The sequence below is a fragment of the Lactobacillus sp. UCMA15818 genome (assembly GCF_030400225.1).
Taxonomy (GTDB): Bacteria; Bacillota; Bacilli; order Lactobacillales; family Lactobacillaceae; genus Liquorilactobacillus.
Genome location: NZ_VJYB01000003.1, coordinates 170488 through 187208 on the forward strand (window position 1 = coordinate 170488; position 16721 = coordinate 187208).

14 protein-coding genes are annotated in these 16721 nt (G+C 37.5%); 12 read left to right on the forward strand and 2 right to left on the reverse strand.

The window, feature by feature from the left end; genetic code table 11:
• The first annotated feature begins 101 nt into the window (after nucleotides 1-101).
• Nucleotides 102-1496, forward strand: a complete 1395-nt coding sequence (mnmE, locus tag FFX44_RS06180) for a tRNA uridine-5-carboxymethylaminomethyl(34) synthesis GTPase MnmE (protein ID WP_289978960.1) — start codon at nucleotides 102-104, stop codon at nucleotides 1494-1496.
• 28 nt (nucleotides 1497-1524) lie between these two features.
• Nucleotides 1525-3429, forward strand: coding sequence for a tRNA uridine-5-carboxymethylaminomethyl(34) synthesis enzyme MnmG (mnmG, locus tag FFX44_RS06185; protein ID WP_289978962.1), 1905 nt, complete (start codon nucleotides 1525-1527; stop codon nucleotides 3427-3429).
• Nucleotides 3430-3549: 120 nt separating this feature from the next.
• Here mnmG and FFX44_RS06190 read toward each other — a convergent pair whose 3' ends face one another.
• Nucleotides 3550-3783, reverse strand: a complete 234-nt coding sequence (locus FFX44_RS06190; protein WP_289978973.1) for a hypothetical protein — start codon at nucleotides 3781-3783, stop codon at nucleotides 3550-3552.
• 357 nt (nucleotides 3784-4140) lie between these two features.
• On the opposite strand from FFX44_RS06190, the gene pdhA reads away from it, so the two are divergent.
• From pdhA to FFX44_RS06230, 8 genes are all read left to right on the forward strand, one after another.
• Nucleotides 4141-5241, forward strand: a complete 1101-nt coding sequence (gene pdhA / locus FFX44_RS06195) for a pyruvate dehydrogenase (acetyl-transferring) E1 component subunit alpha (RefSeq protein ID WP_289978974.1) — start codon at nucleotides 4141-4143, stop codon at nucleotides 5239-5241.
• Between the two features lie 2 nt (nucleotides 5242-5243).
• Complete coding sequence (locus FFX44_RS06200; RefSeq protein ID WP_289978975.1) at nucleotides 5244-6221, forward strand: alpha-ketoacid dehydrogenase subunit beta; 978 nt, start codon at nucleotides 5244-5246, stop codon at nucleotides 6219-6221.
• Between the two features lie 11 nt (nucleotides 6222-6232).
• On the forward strand, nucleotides 6233-7573 hold the full coding sequence (locus tag FFX44_RS06205) for a 2-oxo acid dehydrogenase subunit E2 (RefSeq protein WP_289978976.1): 1341 nt from the start codon (nucleotides 6233-6235) through the stop codon (nucleotides 7571-7573).
• 4 nt (nucleotides 7574-7577) lie between these two features.
• Nucleotides 7578-8984: a dihydrolipoyl dehydrogenase gene (gene lpdA / locus FFX44_RS06210; RefSeq protein WP_289978978.1), complete on the forward strand. Its 1407-nt coding sequence runs from the start codon at nucleotides 7578-7580 to the stop codon at nucleotides 8982-8984.
• Between the two features lie 15 nt (nucleotides 8985-8999).
• Entirely contained in the window at nucleotides 9000-10013 is a 1014-nt protein-coding gene (locus tag FFX44_RS06215) for a lipoate--protein ligase (RefSeq protein WP_289978979.1), read from the forward strand.
• 113 nt (nucleotides 10014-10126) lie between these two features.
• On the forward strand, nucleotides 10127-11266 hold the full coding sequence (locus tag FFX44_RS06220) for an SGNH/GDSL hydrolase family protein (protein WP_289978981.1): 1140 nt from the start codon (nucleotides 10127-10129) through the stop codon (nucleotides 11264-11266).
• Nucleotides 11267-11333: 67 nt separating this feature from the next.
• The gene (locus FFX44_RS06225) at nucleotides 11334-12101 is read left to right on the forward strand and encodes an epoxyqueuosine reductase QueH (RefSeq protein WP_289978983.1); all 768 of its coding nucleotides are present in this window, start codon (nucleotides 11334-11336) and stop codon (nucleotides 12099-12101) included.
• Nucleotides 12102-12286: 185 nt separating this feature from the next.
• Nucleotides 12287-13267 (forward strand): C-terminal binding protein, encoded by a 981-nt coding sequence (locus tag FFX44_RS06230; protein WP_289978984.1) that lies wholly within the window; start codon nucleotides 12287-12289, stop codon nucleotides 13265-13267.
• Here FFX44_RS06230 and FFX44_RS06235 read toward each other — a convergent pair.
• Nucleotides 13251-14618, reverse strand: coding sequence for a DHA2 family efflux MFS transporter permease subunit (locus tag FFX44_RS06235; RefSeq protein ID WP_289978986.1), 1368 nt, complete (start codon nucleotides 14616-14618; stop codon nucleotides 13251-13253). The two genes, FFX44_RS06230 and FFX44_RS06235, sit on opposite strands and share 17 nt — an antisense overlap.
• A gap of 328 nt (nucleotides 14619-14946) precedes the next feature.
• On the opposite strand from FFX44_RS06235, the gene FFX44_RS06240 reads away from it, so the two are divergent.
• Both FFX44_RS06240 and FFX44_RS06245 read left to right on the forward strand, forming a co-directional pair.
• Complete coding sequence (locus tag FFX44_RS06240) at nucleotides 14947-15216, forward strand: ACT domain-containing protein (protein ID WP_289978988.1); 270 nt, start codon at nucleotides 14947-14949, stop codon at nucleotides 15214-15216.
• 18 nt (nucleotides 15217-15234) lie between these two features.
• Complete coding sequence (locus FFX44_RS06245) at nucleotides 15235-16578, forward strand: PFL family protein (protein WP_289978989.1); 1344 nt, start codon at nucleotides 15235-15237, stop codon at nucleotides 16576-16578.
• The last annotated feature ends 143 nt before the right edge of the window (nucleotides 16579-16721 follow it).

Below are 16721 nucleotides of genomic sequence, written 5' to 3' on the forward strand. Positions count from 1 at the left end.
TCATTCTTATCTTAATTGATGAAGTAGTCAAAGTGCTTTATCCACGTTTTCAAGGCGTGGAGTGGCGCTTTTTTTATTGTCTAAAAGGAGGTAGTGGAGAGTTGGCAGCAAATACGATTACAGAATATGATACGATTGCAGCGATTTCAACTCCACCTGGTGAAGGTGCAATTTCAATTGTGCGTTTAAGTGGAGAAGAAGCATTACAGATTGCACAAAGTATATTTTCTGGGAAAGAATTAACTAAAGTTGAGAGTCATACCATAAATTATGGTCATATTATTAATCCGAGAACTAAGCAAGAAATTGATGAAGTTATGGTTTCAGTAATGAGGGCACCCAAAACATTTACACGGGAAAATGTTGTAGAAATCAATTGTCATGGAGGAATCGTTGCAACTAACGAAATTCTACAGCTACTATTAAGCAATGGTGCTCGGTTGGCTGAACCGGGTGAATTCACCAAACGTGCTTTTTTACATGGCAGAATTGATCTTTCACAAGCAGAAGCAGTGATGGATCTTATCAGAGCTAAGACGGATAGATCAATGAAAGTTGCATTGAACCAATTGGATGGGAATCTTTCACAGCTAATCAGGAATTTACGTCAAGACATATTAGATGTCCTAGCACAGGTCGAGGTCAATATTGATTATCCGGAATATGACGATGTTGAAGAGATAACAACAAGGTTACTAAAAGAAAAGGCACAAGATACAAAAGCACGGATAGAACAACTATTACAAACCGCTAAACAAGGCAAGGTCTTACGTGAAGGATTGGCAACGGCGATTATTGGTAAACCTAATGTTGGCAAGTCTAGTTTGTTAAATCACTTACTGCATGAAGACAAAGCGATTGTGACAGATGTCGCGGGAACAACACGCGATGTGATTGAAGAATATGTAAATGTTAGAGGAGTTCCACTTAAATTAGTTGATACTGCAGGGATTCGTGAGACCTCAGATAAAGTAGAAAAAATTGGAGTTGAACGTTCTAAAAGGGCAATTGAGCAAGCAGATTTAGTGATGTTGGTGTTGAATCAAAGTGAACCATTAACTGTTGAAGATCAACAATTAATAGACTTAACTAAAGATAAGAAAAGAATCGTTTTACTAAATAAGGTGGATTTGCCTTCAAAAATAGACTTTACACAGCTTACGAAGGAAGTAGGTAAAGATGAGTTGCTGAATATCTCCGTTTTGAAGAATGAAGGAATTAACAAGCTAGAAGAAAAAATTGCAAAATTGTTCTTTGGCGGAATTGAGAATAGTCAGACAACGATCATGGTTACAAATGCAAGACATATTGGTCTCTTAAATCAAGCAAGAGACTCATTAGATTCTGTTTTAAGCGGAATCGAAGCTAATATGCCAGTAGACTTAATTCAAATTGATATGACTAATTGCTGGGATTTATTGGGCGAGATTACAGGAGATAGTTATCAAGACGAACTATTGACGCAATTATTCAGTCAATTTTGTTTAGGAAAATAAATAATTAGATGGAAGATAGGAGATCGTAATGGACGTAAAGCAATATGCTAGCAAAGACTATGATGTAATCGTAGTTGGAGCGGGGCATGCAGGCTGTGAAGCTGCATTGGCTGCAGCCCGGATGGGGAATGAAACTCTCTTAGTAACAATCAATCTTGAGATGGTGGCATTTATGCCATGCAACCCTTCTATAGGCGGACCAGCCAAAGGGATTGTTGTGCGGGAATTAGATGCACTTGGCGGTGAAATGGGTCGTAATATTGATAAGACGTATGTACAGATGAGAATGCTGAATACTGGTAAAGGTCCAGCTGTAAGGGCATTGAGAGCACAGGCTGATAAACGTGCATACTCAATCGAAATGAAGCACACTATCGAAAAGGAACCAAATCTAACATTACGTCAGGGAATTGTTGATAACTTAATTGTTGAAGATGGTGTTGTTAGAGGTGTAATTACTAATACAGGCGCACGATATGGTGCTAAAAGTGTCGTATTGACGACTGGAACAGCAGCTCGTGGAAAGATTATTATAGGTGAATTAATGTATTCCTCTGGTCCTAATAATACACAGCCTTCGATGAAACTATCAGGTAATTTGGAAAAATTAGGATTTGAACTGAAACGCTTTAAGACGGGAACTCCACCACGAGTTGATGGAAATACGATTGAATATGGAGTAACTGAAGAACAGCCGGGTGACAAGGAACCAAATCATTTTAGTTTTGAGACTTCTGATGATGATTACTTGAATGCAAAGGATCAGTTATCATGCTGGTTAACATATACTAATGAGAAAACACATGAGTTGATTCGAGCAAATCTTGATCGTGCGCCGATGTTTTCAGGCGTGATTGAGGGAGTTGGACCAAGGTATTGTCCATCGATTGAAGATAAGATTGTGAGATTTGCTGATAAACCGCGGCATCAATTGTTTATTGAACCAGAAGGACGCAATACCGATGAGTTTTATGTTCAAGGTTTGTCGACTTCAATGCCAGAAGAAATTCAACAGCAAATGGTGCATTCTATCAAAGGGCTTGAGCATGCTGAAATGATGCGGCCAGGTTATGCAATTGAATATGATATTGTTTCACCGTATCAATTAAGACCTACATTGGAGACAAAGCTAATTAGTGGATTATATACTGCGGGTCAAACAAATGGGACTTCGGGTTATGAAGAGGCTGCTGGTCAAGGAATGTTAGCCGGAATTAATGCAGGGTTACACGCTCTTGACAAAGAAGAAGTTGTGCTCAAGCGTAGTGATGCCTATATTGGTGTGATGGTTGATGATCTAGTAACCAAGGGAACAAACGAGCCGTATCGTTTATTAACATCGCGTGCAGAGTACCGCTTGATTTTGCGTCATGATAATGCAGATATGCGTTTGACTGAATTAGGCCATGAGATTGGCTTGATTTCTGACGAACGTTATGCTCAATTTGAAGCTAAAAAGGCGGCAATTGAAGCTGAAAAAGCACGACTTGAGGGTTATCGAATTAAGCCAAATGAGCAAGTCAATGCGTTTCTTGCAGAAAAAGGTGCTGCACCACTGAAAGATGGCGTATTGGCAAGCGATTTTTTGCGCCGCCCAGAAGTGACCTATGCTGAATTAGCTGAGTTTATTCCAGAGCCGACAGAGAAAATTGATAATCGGGTAATTGAACAAGTTGAGATTCAAATTAAATATGAGGGTTACATCAAAAAGGCCAATCAAAAAGTTGAGAAGCTCAAAAAGATGGAAGCCAAAAAAATTCCAGATCGAATTGATTATAGTGCGATTGAGGGAATTGCCACGGAAGCGCGGCAAAAATTCGAAAAAATTCGTCCCGAAACACTGGCACAAGCTAGTCGAATCAGTGGAGTTAACCCAGCAGATATTTCGATCTTGGCGATTTATATTGAACAGGGCAAGATAGCAAAGGTTTAGATTATGGAAGATATACTTTTTGTACAAGTTTTGGATGGTAATAAAAATAAAATAGATTCTTTTCAAATAGGAATTATTTGGTTTTTTCTCCACAAAACAAGCAAAATTTATTAAAAAATGTCAATCATCTTTTTTACTATCGGTGTCTGGATTTTTCTCCAGACGCTTTTTTCTTACCACAATTGCAATGAAAATTGATTCGAGATTTAAGTAGATAAAATCGATAATTATTAAGATTCCGTAAATGAGATGACTACCGCTCGATAGGCCCCAAAGATTTAAAAGCAATATCGGGATGAAAAAAAGACTTGTGATAGCGACTAACAGAGCTGCATTTTTCCAAAACCATAACATGTGAGACATCTCCTCTAGATTAATTAAATTAATAATAAAGCATTTTTGAGTGAAGTGACATAGTTAGACAATGGAAATGAAAAAAAGTATGTGTTTGAAATCACAACCACAGAATTTAAAATGATATTTTGATGAAAATTAAGATAGCAAATTTGTTGTAGAAATGGTTCTTGTATATCATAATAAGTTCATGCAATCACAATGTTTAAATATTGTGCAAAAGGCGTTAAAATAAGTATGAAAGCGGTTTACAAAAGAAAAATATAACTTAGTGGAAAGAAATAAGTTGTATCACGGATTACGTTGTAAACGAGGCTTGCTGTAATGTTTGCTTGATAATGATGAGGAGGTCTAGAAATGTCAAAAAAAATAATCGATTTTGAACAATTGAAGAAATTTGATGATGAATTCAAACCGGTACAGCTTTTATCTATAGAGGGAAAATTGTTGGAACCTGATTGGAAACCGGATTTGAGTGATGAAGAGCTTGTTGAACTCTTTAAACAAATGGTTTGGTCGAGAACACTTGATGAGCGTTCGACAAAATTGAATCGTCAAGGACGCCTAGGATTCTATGCACCTACTGCAGGTGAAGAGGCAAGCCAGATTGCATCGAATTTTGTGATGGAAAAAGAAGACTTTATTTTACCAGCATATCGTGATGTACCACAGCTTGTACAACATGGATTGCCTTTATATCAGGCATTTCTGTGGTCACGTGGACATGTCGACGGTAATAAGTATCCTGCTGAATTACGGGCATTACCACCACAAATCATTATTGGAGCACAATATGTTCAAGCTGCGGGGGTAGCACTTGGCTTCAAGTTAAAAGGCCAAAAGAATGTGGCCTACACTTATACTGGTGATGGTGGAACATCACAAGGTGATTTTTACGAAGGAATTAACTTTGCAGGTGCGTTTCAAGCTCCCGCAATCTTTGTCATTCAAAATAATGGTTTTGCAATTTCAGTCCCGCGTAGTAAGCAAACGGCTGCCGGGACCTTGGCTCAAAAAGCAGTGGCTGCCGGAATTCCTGGAATTCAAGTAGATGGAATGGATGCATTAGCTGTTTATGAGGTAACAAAAGAAGCTCGTGATTATGCATTAGCAGGTAATGGTCCAGTACTGATTGAGACGCTAACTTATCGTTATGGTCCGCATACTCTCTCTGGAGATGATCCAAAACGGTATCGTACGAAGGAAACAGATGATCTTTGGGTCAAAAGAGATCCATTGGTAAGAATGAGACTTTATCTTGAGGGTAAGGGTCTTTGGAAGCAAGAAGATGAGGAAACCTACGTTGAGCAAGTTCGTGCTGAAATTAATGAAGCAATTAATAAAGTTGAAAATATGCCAAAACAAAAAATTAGTGAATATTTAAAGAATACCTTTAAAGAAACACCGGCTGGAACTAAAAGAGAAATTGAGAAGTTTGAAGCGAAGGAGGCAAAATAATTATGGCGAACAAGACAATGATTAAAGCAATAACTGATGCGCTAGATCAGGAACTTGCAAGAGATGAGAAAGTTCTCGTTTTTGGTGAAGATGTTGGAAAAAATGGGGGAGTTTTCCGTGCTACAGAAGATCTTCAAGCAAAGCATGGTGAAGAACGTGTCTTTGATACACCTCTTGCTGAGTCTGGAATTATCGGGCTTTCGACTGGATTGGCTTTGGAAGGTTTTCGTCCAGTACCCGAAATTCAATTCTTTGGTTTTGTTTTTGAAGCAATGGACCAAATAGCAGGACAGATTGCGCGAATTCATTTCCGACTAGGTGGAACCCGTGAGATGCCAATTACAATTCGTGCTCCTTTTGGTGGTGGTGTGCATACACCAGAGCTACATGCTGATAGTTTAGAAGGGTTAGTATCGCAAATTCCAGGATTACGTGTTGTTATTCCGAGTAATCCATACGATGCTAAGGGTCTCTTAATCTCAGCGATTCGTTCTGATGATCCAGTTGTGTTCTTAGAACATATGAAGTTGTATCGCTCAATTAAAGCCGAAGTACCTGATGAAGAATATACAGTACCATTGGACAAAGCTAATATTGTAAAAGAGGGTACAGATTTGACGATTATCACTTATGGTGCAATGGTTCAAGAGGCAATCAAGGCGAGTGATGAGTTAACCAAGCAAAATATCAGTGCAGAAGTAGTAGATTTAAGAACTGTGTCTCCGATTGACGAAGAGACTATTCTAGAATCGGTTAAGAAAACAGGTCGTGCAGTCGTTGTGCAAGAAGCCCAAAAACAAGCAGGAGTGGGTTCGCAAGTAGCTGCACTTATCGCTGAAAAAGGTATTTTATATTTAAAAGCACCAATTGGACGCGTTGCAGCACCGAATACACCTTACCCATTTAGTGAAGCTGAAAGTGACTGGCTACCTAACAAGCAGGATGTAGTAGAAAAAGCACAAGAAATTTTGGAATATTAGGAGGCGAGCAAATGGGTACGTATCAATTTAAATTACCAGATATTGGTGAAGGAATTTCAGAAGGCACAGTTGCACAATGGTATGTAAAAGTTGGTGATGTTCTAAAAGAAGATGACGATTTATTAGAGATTGAAAATGATAAATCAGTTGAAGAAATTCCATCTCCTGTGGCAGGAACTGTCAAGAATATTCTTGTGGATGAAGGTGAAACTGCTGAGGTTGGGCAAGCTTTAATTGAGTTTGAGGTCGAAGGAGCAGGAAATGTTACCAAGGGAGCAGAAACAGCAGCACCACAAACATCTGCTGAACAGACACCAGCTTCTCCAGCTGTAGAGGCAGCAGCACCAGTGGCAGAAACTAGTGTACCTGAAACTGAGAAAAAAGAAACTAATGTTACTAAAATGGCTGAGGTAGACAGAACGTTGCCAGTCTTAGCGATGCCAGCAGTCCGCGTGTATGCTAGAGAAAAAGACGTAGATATCTCAAAGGTGAGTGGAACTGGGTCACATGGTCATGTCACGAAAGAAGATATTGATGTATTCTTACAAGGTGACGGTGAGAGTGGGATCGCAGAAATACAAAAAGTAGCAAGTCAAGATGCTGATACAATAATTTCTACAAGTAATGGTTCACAGGCAACAAGTCAAGAATGGCCAGAAACTAGAGAAAAGATGTCGGGAATCCGTAAAGCTACAGCTAAAGCAATGGTGAATAGTGTTAGTGAAATCCCACATGTTACCGTTTTTGATGATGTTGTGGTTGATAAACTATGGAAACATCGTAAGCAATACAAGACGATGGCAGCTGAACGGGAAGTTAGACTTACTTTCTTGCCATATGTTGTTAAGGCATTAGCAGTTGTAATGAAAGAATTTCCAATTTTTAACTCATATGTAGATATGGAAAAACAAGAAATTGCATATCGCGATTATATTAATGTTGGAGTTGCAACAGATACTGATAGAGGCCTATTCGTACCTAATATTAAAAATGCTGATCAAAAGAGTCTGTTTGGGCTGGCAAAACAAATTACGGAAAATACGGAAAAAGCAAAAGATGGCAAACTTGCTGGCGCTGATATGAAACATACGGGGATGTCGATTACAAATATCGGTTCAATCGGAGGCGGTTTCTTTACACCAATTATTAATTGGCCAGAGGTTGCAATTTTAGGCTTAGGGAAGATTACAAAAGAAGCAGTTGTGGTGGAAGATGAAATTAAAGTTGCTTATGTATTAAAACTTTCGCTTTCATTCGATCATCGTATTATTGATGGTGCAACGGCTCAAAAGGCACTTAATCGTTTAGGTGAACTATTGAGTGAACCAGAACTATTATTGATGGAGGGATGAGCAGATGGTAGTTGGAGATTTTGCAATTGAACTTGATACAGTGGTAATTGGTGCTGGACCTGGTGGGTATGTTGCTGCAATTAGGGCTGCTGAAAAGGGACAGAAAGTTACGGTTATTGAGAAAGAATATATTGGTGGAGTATGTCTAAATGTTGGCTGTATTCCTTCAAAAGCATTAATTGAGGCAGCTCATCGTTATCAAAGAGCAATGAACTCATCTGAAATGGGTTTGCGTGTTACAGCAGCGACCCTTGATTTTAAACAAACACAGAAATGGAAACAAGAAAGTGTAGTTGATAAATTAACAGGTGGTGTGGCAGGATTATTTAAAAAACATCATATTGATGTAATTTGGGGCAGTGCATTTTTGAAAGATGATCATAGTTTGCGTGTAATGACAGATGATTCTGCTCAGACGTACAGTTTTAATAATTTAATTATTGCTACTGGTAGTCATCCAATCGAGATTCCTAACTTTAAATTCAAAGGAAAGGTCCTAGACTCAACAGGAGCTTTGGCACTTCAAGAGGTTCCTAAGAAGTTGATAGTAGTTGGTGGAGGTTACATCGGATGTGAGCTAGCGTCTGCATATGCAAATTTAGGTGCCCATGTTTCTATCCTTGAAGGGGCCGATCGAATTTTAGCCAATTATGAGAAGGATTTGGTGGCTGTTGTTGAACATCATTTTAGCGGTCAACATGTTGATATTTATACTAATGCGATTGCGAAGATGTCGGAACAAACAGATAAGGGCGTTAAAATTAAATTTGATGTTAGTGGCGAGGAAAAAGAATTAGAGGCTGATTATTGTGTTGTGTGTGTGGGACGCAAACCGAATACTGCGGATATGGGTTTGGAACATATCGGGGTGAAAATTGGGGATCGTGGACTAATTGAGGTCGATGCACAGTGTCGAACAAGTGTTGGCAATATCTATGCAATTGGAGATGTTGTGCCTGGAGCTGCATTGGCGCATAAAGCCAGTTATGAAGGGAAAATTGCAGCAGAAGCAATCTCTGGTTCCAAAGGAATTGTAGATTATCGCGCTATGCCAGCCGTATGCTATACAGATAGCGAGATTGCAACAACTGGTTTAACAGTTGCAGAAGCTAAGAAACAGGGTCTTGATGTTAAGAAGGCACAATTCCCATTTGCAGCTAACGGACGTGCAATCTCAATGAGCAGTACAAATGGGTTTGTACGTCTTGTATTTGAAAAAAACAGTCAAGCAGTTGTCGGGGCTCAAATTGTTGGGCCAAATGCTAGTGATTTAATTACAGAATTAACGCTAGCAATTGAAACAGGTGCAACTGTTGAAGATGTTTCATTAACTATTCATCCACATCCAAGTATTAGTGAAGCTGTTATGGATGCTACTGACATTGCACTAGGATTACCAATTAATATTTAGGGAGTGATTTTGAATATGCAATATGTAGCGATGAAGACATTCGATATTCGGCGGAATTTGGCAACTGAACAATACTTGATGAATAGCGATAAATTAAAATTACCAGTTGTGTTATTTTATATTGAGGATCGTTGTGTGATTGTCGGGCGCAATCAAAATACAATTGAAGAGGTTGATCAGAATTATTGTAGAGAAAACGGAGTGACTGTTACCAGAAGACTTTCTGGTGGAGGTGCCATGTATCAAGATCTAGGAAATTTATGTTTTAGTTTTATCGTTGATGCTGAGAACCAAGAGTTTGGTGATTTTAAAAAAATGGTTTCCCCAATAGTTAAGGCTCTACACGAAATGGGTGTGACAGGAGCAGAAGTAACTGGACGTAATGATATTGTTGTCGATGGAAAGAAGTTCTCTGGAAATGCAATGTATACTCGAGGTGGAAAAACATTCTCGCATGGAACACTGATGTTAGATGTTGATACTTCAGAAGTTGCTAAAACATTGACGGTACCTTTGGACAAAATTCAATCTAAAGGAATAAAATCTGTGCGTAGTCGTGTTACGAATTTACGATCTTATCTTTTGCCTGAATATCAAAACATCACAACTGAAGAGTTTCGTGATTTGTTAATCACTAAAGTTTTAGGTGTAGATGGTATTGAACAGGCAAAGGAAAATGAATATCTTTTAACGATAGAAGATGAAAAGAAGATTGATGAGATCGAGTCACAATATTATGGCAATTGGGATTGGGTTTATGGTAAATCGCCCAAGTTTACTGTTAAAAGGCGGAAACACTTTACAAGTGGAACAATTGACGCACGTATTCTTGTCGAAAAAGGAAAGATTGAAAATATAAAATTCTATGGTGACTTTTTTGGAACAAATAATGTGAGTGAACTTGAATCAGAACTTACTGGTAGTATTTTTGATAAAACGCAGTTAGAGATAAAGCTTCATAATAGTAACTTAAGTCAATATTTCCAAGGTATTCCTGAACAAGAAATAATTGATTTGTTAGCTGGCTAATATTAGTGGGTGACTATGGTTAATTAGAGAAAGGGACTGTATTTTTGTGGCAGTCCTTTTTATATTTCCTATAAAAAGGTTTGTAAGCTGAACACGGAGAAGAGATGAATAAAATGAAATGGCAAACTGCTTGGGTACATGAATGCAGTGATTTTTCAACTTTGCCTTTTAAAATGGCTGAATTAACAGAAGTAGTTCAAATGACGATGAATGTTAGTGGTAATGCTGTCAGGTTTGAATTATCAAATCTGTATGGTACGGAAGATCTTAGGTTTAACGAGGTTAGTTTTAGCACGGATGAGAAGTTCCACGTGAAACACAGAATATATTTTGATGATAATGGGATTGTTACTATAAAAAAAGGAACAACGATAATTACCGATGCATTGGAGTTTAAGATTATTCCAGGGATGAAAATTTTTTTAAGACTGGTCAGTAATAAATCTCAAAAATATATGGATTTTGCTAATACCTATGATACATCAATGACAAATGCGGTAATTGTTAGAAAAGCCGGGACAAGTCCGTTATTACGCCAGACACTTGGTGCAAGACGGGGTTGGTTTTGTCTAAGCAAAGTAGAGGTATATAGTGACTACCAAGCAAAAGTTATTTCTATAATTGGGGATTCGTTGGTTGAAATGGGATATATTAGTGATAGTCTCATGGCATTGTTATATAAGCAATTTCCTGGTAAAGCAGTTGTTTTGAATTATGGCGTTTCTGGTCAGAGAATGCTTAATGATGCTCCTCAGGATGAGCCATTATTTGCAACATTTGGGATAAAGACGAGGGAAATGTTACCCAAGGTATTGCAGAATAGTCCAGACCTAGTGCTAGTGTGCACAGGACTAAATGATTTAATACTACCTATTTTTAGTCAAGAGGCACAAAATCAACTAGTCAAAGCGCAAGAACTTTTCATGGAATTTGAGTATATCTATGAACAGATAAGAAGTAAAGGGAGTCAGGTTATGTTAGGCACAATAACACCGTTTGAAATCGGGCATACACAGGAGATTCATACTTCAGTAATGGAACAAAATATTATTACTAGAATAAAATTAAACAAGTTTCTCCAGCAAAAATACCAGAATCAATTAGTTAGTAGTGCCTTATTGGTTGAAAATGATGGTTTTCGACTGCTTAAGCAGTATGATTTAGGAGATCACATACATATCAATAAGGTAGCTGGAGAAATTATCGCGCAGAGTATATATAAAAAAGTTGTGACAGCAGTAGGGCTTGAATAATATTATTTTGGTGATATATATACAATGGTAGTATACTGTGCATATAAAATTATTACGAGGTTAGATAATGATTGATTTACATGAAATATTAGATAAAATGAATTTAAAACAGAAAATTAATTATGATAAGATACTCCAAAAGATGATTGCAAATTGGCAAAAAGACGATAGTAGACCATCAATTTTACTACATAGTTGCTGTGCACCATGTAGTACCTATACTTTGGAGTACTTAACACAGTATGCCGATGTAACTGTCTATTATGCAAACTCGAACATTCATCCGCGGGCAGAGTACCAACGAAGAGAGTATGTCCAGCAGAAATTCATCAGTGATTTTAATCAAAAAACTGGCAATCATGTTCAGTTTATTGCAGCGCCATATGAGCCACAAGAATATTTTCTGGCAGTCAGAGGACTTGAAAAAGAGCCTGAAGGAGGACAGAGATGTCGAGCATGCTTTAGCTATAGGCTGGATTTAGTTGCTGCGAAGGCTGTAGAATTGAGATTCGATTACTTTGGAAGTGCATTAACGATTAGTCCGCATAAGAACTCACAGGTGGTTAATAGTGTTGGAATAGAGGTCCAAAATTTTTATAGTACTAAATATTTACCCAGTGATTTTAAAAAAAATAATGGGTATCAACGTTCAGTAGAAATGTGCCAAGAATATGATGTGTACCGACAGTGTTATTGCGGGTGTATTTTTGCTGCGAAAGCACAAAAAATTGATCTTTCAAACACGCGAAGGGAAGCTTTGGCATACTTAAAGGATAAGGATACCAAGACAGACTTTGCAGATATTAAATTTGTATATCATGAAGAAAAAAATTAAACTTTAAGGTAGATCATTGGTTTTTAAAAGTAAAAGAGCTGTCCAACTTTAGAATCTGTTAAAAAAATAGCAGATTCTTTTTTTATACCGTTTTTTTCATGAATGTATATTTTTGCTTTGAAATGTATAAATGTGATGATAGAATGCTTTTAAGGTGTATATTTGATGGGAAGTGGGTGGCTCAAATGAAAGTAATGATTTCAGACTTTAAGGAATTAATGCAAAAAGACAATATGGTTGAAATAAAATTATTAAAAAAGAACCATCCAGATTGGATAGTTGTGACGTGTCCCTATGATTCGAAGGAACCATCAGCCTTTTTCAATGAACTTAAGGATGCTGATGCATTAATTACAGCTTTTTTGCCAATTGATAAAAAAATGTTTGATGCAGCGCCAAAACTAAAACTAATATCTATTAGTGCGGTCGGCTACGAAAAAGTTGATGTACAGCTGGCACAGGAAAGAGGAGTCAGAATTTGTGCGATTGGTGAGTATTGTACACAAGATGTTGCTGAATTTACAATCTCATTAATTCTTGCATTAGTAAAGAGACTGAAGCAATATGACAGGCTTGTAAGCAAAGAACATCGTTGGGAATATGATGCTTTTATGGCCCAACCTAGGCTTTCGCGGATGACTTTGGGAATTTTTGGCTATGGACGAATTGGTGCGGCAGTTGCTAAAATGGCGAGTGCATTAGGAATGCGAGTAATCGCATATAGCAGACATATAGTTGACGGAACAATAAAAAATGGGGTGGAATTTGTAACGGAAGCTCAGTTATTGGTGAGCGCAGATATCGTTTCTAATCATATGAGAGCTACATCTGATAATTATCATTTTTTTAATACTAATACTTTTCAAAAAATGGGACAAAAAAAGCCCTATTTCATCAATGTTTCAAGAGGAGAAACCGTTAATGAGACAGAGCTTTTGACAGCACTTGATTGTGGTATGATTCGCGGTGCTGCACTTGACGTATTGGAGAGTGAGACACCTGATTTAGTCAATAATCCCTTATTAGAGAGAAATAATGTAATAATTTCTCCGCATGCAGCCTTTTATTCACAAGATTCAATGGCTTCTTTACAGAGAATATCTTGTGAGAATGTAATATCCTTTTTTGAAGGTCAAAACGAAAAAGTTTTTAATTTTGTTGATTAGTAGTTTTAGCAGTTTTCAAATAAATTCGTATGGTAAACACCATTAAAAGTAGTAGAATCACGGTAAACCAAATGGACAAGCGCGTTCCAAATGTAAATGAGTTAGGTATATCTGCGATTACAATCATTATAGTTGTTGATACCGAAGCAGCGACTTGTCTGAAAGTATTGTTCAGAGCTGAGGCATGGCTAATATCTGTTGGTGTGATATCCTTGAAAGCTTCTGACATTGCCGGTGCAAAGACCAATGAGTTTCCAATCATCCTAATAAGATATGCAGAGGCTATTAGCCAAGCAGAGGTTGTTTCTGTTAATAGAACTAAGGGAATTGTTGCAATTAGCATTAATAAAACACCCATATACAATAAGTGTTTTGGTCCATGGCTATCATAATAGCGACCTGCTAGTGCTGCAAAAAGTGCATTTAAAATTGCACCTGGTAACAGAATGAAACCAGCCTGCATACTATTCAATCCTTGAACATTTTCTACAAAAATTGGGATAATTTGTTCTGTGCCAATGAGCACCATGAAGGCAAGCATTCCAATGATCGTCAGTAGACTAAAAGACCGGACTTTGAGTATCTGTACTCTAAGAACTGGTTGGGTGAGTCGTAATTGACGCTTGTAGAAGATTGTTAACAAGAAAATGCCAACAAGCAGCATGAGCCCGGCAAGTAGATAGCTTTGTTTATACAGAGTGAGACTTGCCAGAGCCAGAGTGGCACCAGTAAGTGAGAGAATTACAGATAAGATATCAATTTTGACGGCTTTTTTTTGCGAATAGTTAGGGAAATAAAAGAGAGCGATTAGCCAAACAAAAATAACGAGCGGTAATACAAGAATAAATAAAAAACGCCAATTCAAAAAATGCAGAATAACACCAGAAATGGTTGGTCCAATTGCTGGACCAGAGGCGATTACTAAACCAGATAACCCTAGGACAGTTCCTCTCTTTTCTGGGGGATAAATTGTTACCACAGTGGTCATCTGAAAAGACATGAGTATTCCTCCAGCACAGGCTTGAAGAATGCGGGCAATTAACAAGATAAGGAAATTAGTAGCTAATGAGCCTAGAATAGTACCAAAAATAAAAATACCAGTTGTTACTAAAAATAATTGCCTATTTGAATACTTGTCATATAAGTTAGAGGATAATGGTGTGACAATTCCTATAATTAGGATATATCCGGTAGTCAGCCACTGGACGTTACTTAAAGAAACACTCATTGTTTTTTGAATAACCGGTAAAGCAGTAATCATCATTGTTTGACTAGCTAATGTGAGAAATGTAATTAAGAGCAGGAGAATTGTGACAACTGTTCTTTTTTCTTTTGTAATATGTGTGTTCATAAATGATTCCCTTCTATAAATAACGAATGATATCTGTGTTGAATTTTGTACTTAATAAAAAAATGTATTGCAGTAACCACCCTAACATTCAATGTTATAGTTTATTTTAGATGATATCAAGGAATATTTCTTCTATTATAAAATACCAGTAGATTAAGCAATAATATTCGCCTTTAGATTATATTTGTGGGATGAAGGATGTTTTGAAGCAAATTATATTAAAAAAAGTGTTTAAAAGGCGAATAATACATATGAGTGACGTTGCAGAACACAGTATAAAAGGATATACTTGAAAAAATAAGTTTAATAAAGTGAATGGGGTGCTGGAATGAAAGCAATTCTGACTACGATTGGTAAGGATCAAGTAGGAATTATCGCTGGTGTTAGCCAATTTTTAGCTGAGAAAAAAATTAATATACTTGATGTTTCTCAAACCATTATGGATGGTTATTTTACAATGATGATGATGGTAGAGATAAAAGATGAAAAAGCAGATTTTGCTGTTCTTTCAGAAGAGCTTAATGAACTTGGAACAAAGTTGGGTGTCGAAATTAAAATCAGACGTGAAGAAATTTATCATGCAATGCATCAGTTATAGGGGGATATTTAATTAAAGATGGAAACCGAGAAGATTATTGAGACAATCCACATGATTTCTGACGAGAATCTTGATGTCCGCACTATTACAATGGGAATTTCTTTACTTGATTGTATTGATAGCGATAGCACAAGAGCTTGCGAACGTATTTACAACAAAATAATGAAAAAAGCTAAGAATTTGGTCAAGGTCGGTAAGCAAATTGAAGCAGAATATGGCATTCCAATTATCAATAAACGCATTTCTGTAACACCGATTTCAATTATTGCTGCAGCAAGCGCCGATAAAAATTATTTAAAATATGCACAGACATTAGATCGTGCTGCCAAAGAACTTGGTATTAATTTCATAGGTGGTTTCTCTGCACTTGTACAAAAGGGTTATCAAACGGGAGATCTTAAGTTAATTAAATCACTACCTCAAGTTCTGGACGAAACTGACTTGGTTTGTGCTTCAGTTAATGTTGGTTCCACACGCAGCGGTATCAATATGGATGCTGTTGCTGAGATGGGTAAGATCATAAAAAGTGCTGCAGAACGTTCTTTTATGACAAATACAAAAATGGTTGTCTTTTGTAACGCGGTTGAAGATAATCCGTTTATGGCGGGAGCCTTTCATGGTGTTGGTGAACGAGATACTGTGATTAATGTTGGTGTTAGCGGCCCAGGTGTTGTGAAACATGCCCTTGAAAATGTTAGGGGTGAATCAATGGATGTTGTTGCAGAGACTATTAAGCAGACAGCATTCAAAGTTACGCGAATGGGACAACTGGTTGGGACACTTGCGGCTGAACGGTTGGGTGTACCTTTTGGCATTGTTGATTTATCATTAGCGCCAACTCCAGCTGTGGGAGATTCTGTTGCACAAATTCTTGAAGAAATTGGACTTGAGAGTGTTGGAACCCATGGTACCACTGCTGCTCTAGCTTTACTAAATGATGCGGTTAAAAAAGGCGGAATTATGGCTTGCAGCCATGTTGGTGGACTATCTGGAGCATTTATTCCTGTTTCTGAAGATGCCGGAATGATTGCGGCGGTTAATGCAGGAACCTTGAATATTGAGAAGCTTGAAGCAATGACTGCTGTTTGCTCTGTAGGGTTGGATATGATTGCAATTCCGGGAGATACTCCAGCAGATACAATTTCGGCAATGATTGCAGATGAAGCGGCAATCGGTATGATTAATAACAAGACGACTGCTGTTAGAATTTTACCAATTCGAAATAAAAAAGTTGGAGAGATGGTAGAATTTGGTGGTTTGCTTGGATATGCTCCTGTAATGGGGGTCAATAAAGCTTCTTCATCTCAAATGATAGCTAGAGGTGGTTTGATACCAGCTCCTATTCATAGTTTTAAAAATTAAAAATTTTGGCAGAAAAGAATTTGGCAGATAAGGCTGATTTGTTTCAGTAATCTGCCTTTTTTGTGCTCAATAATGATGAAGTATTGAATGATAAGGCTTATAATTAGTGAGTGAATAAAGCTATTTCGGTCAAAAACAAGCAC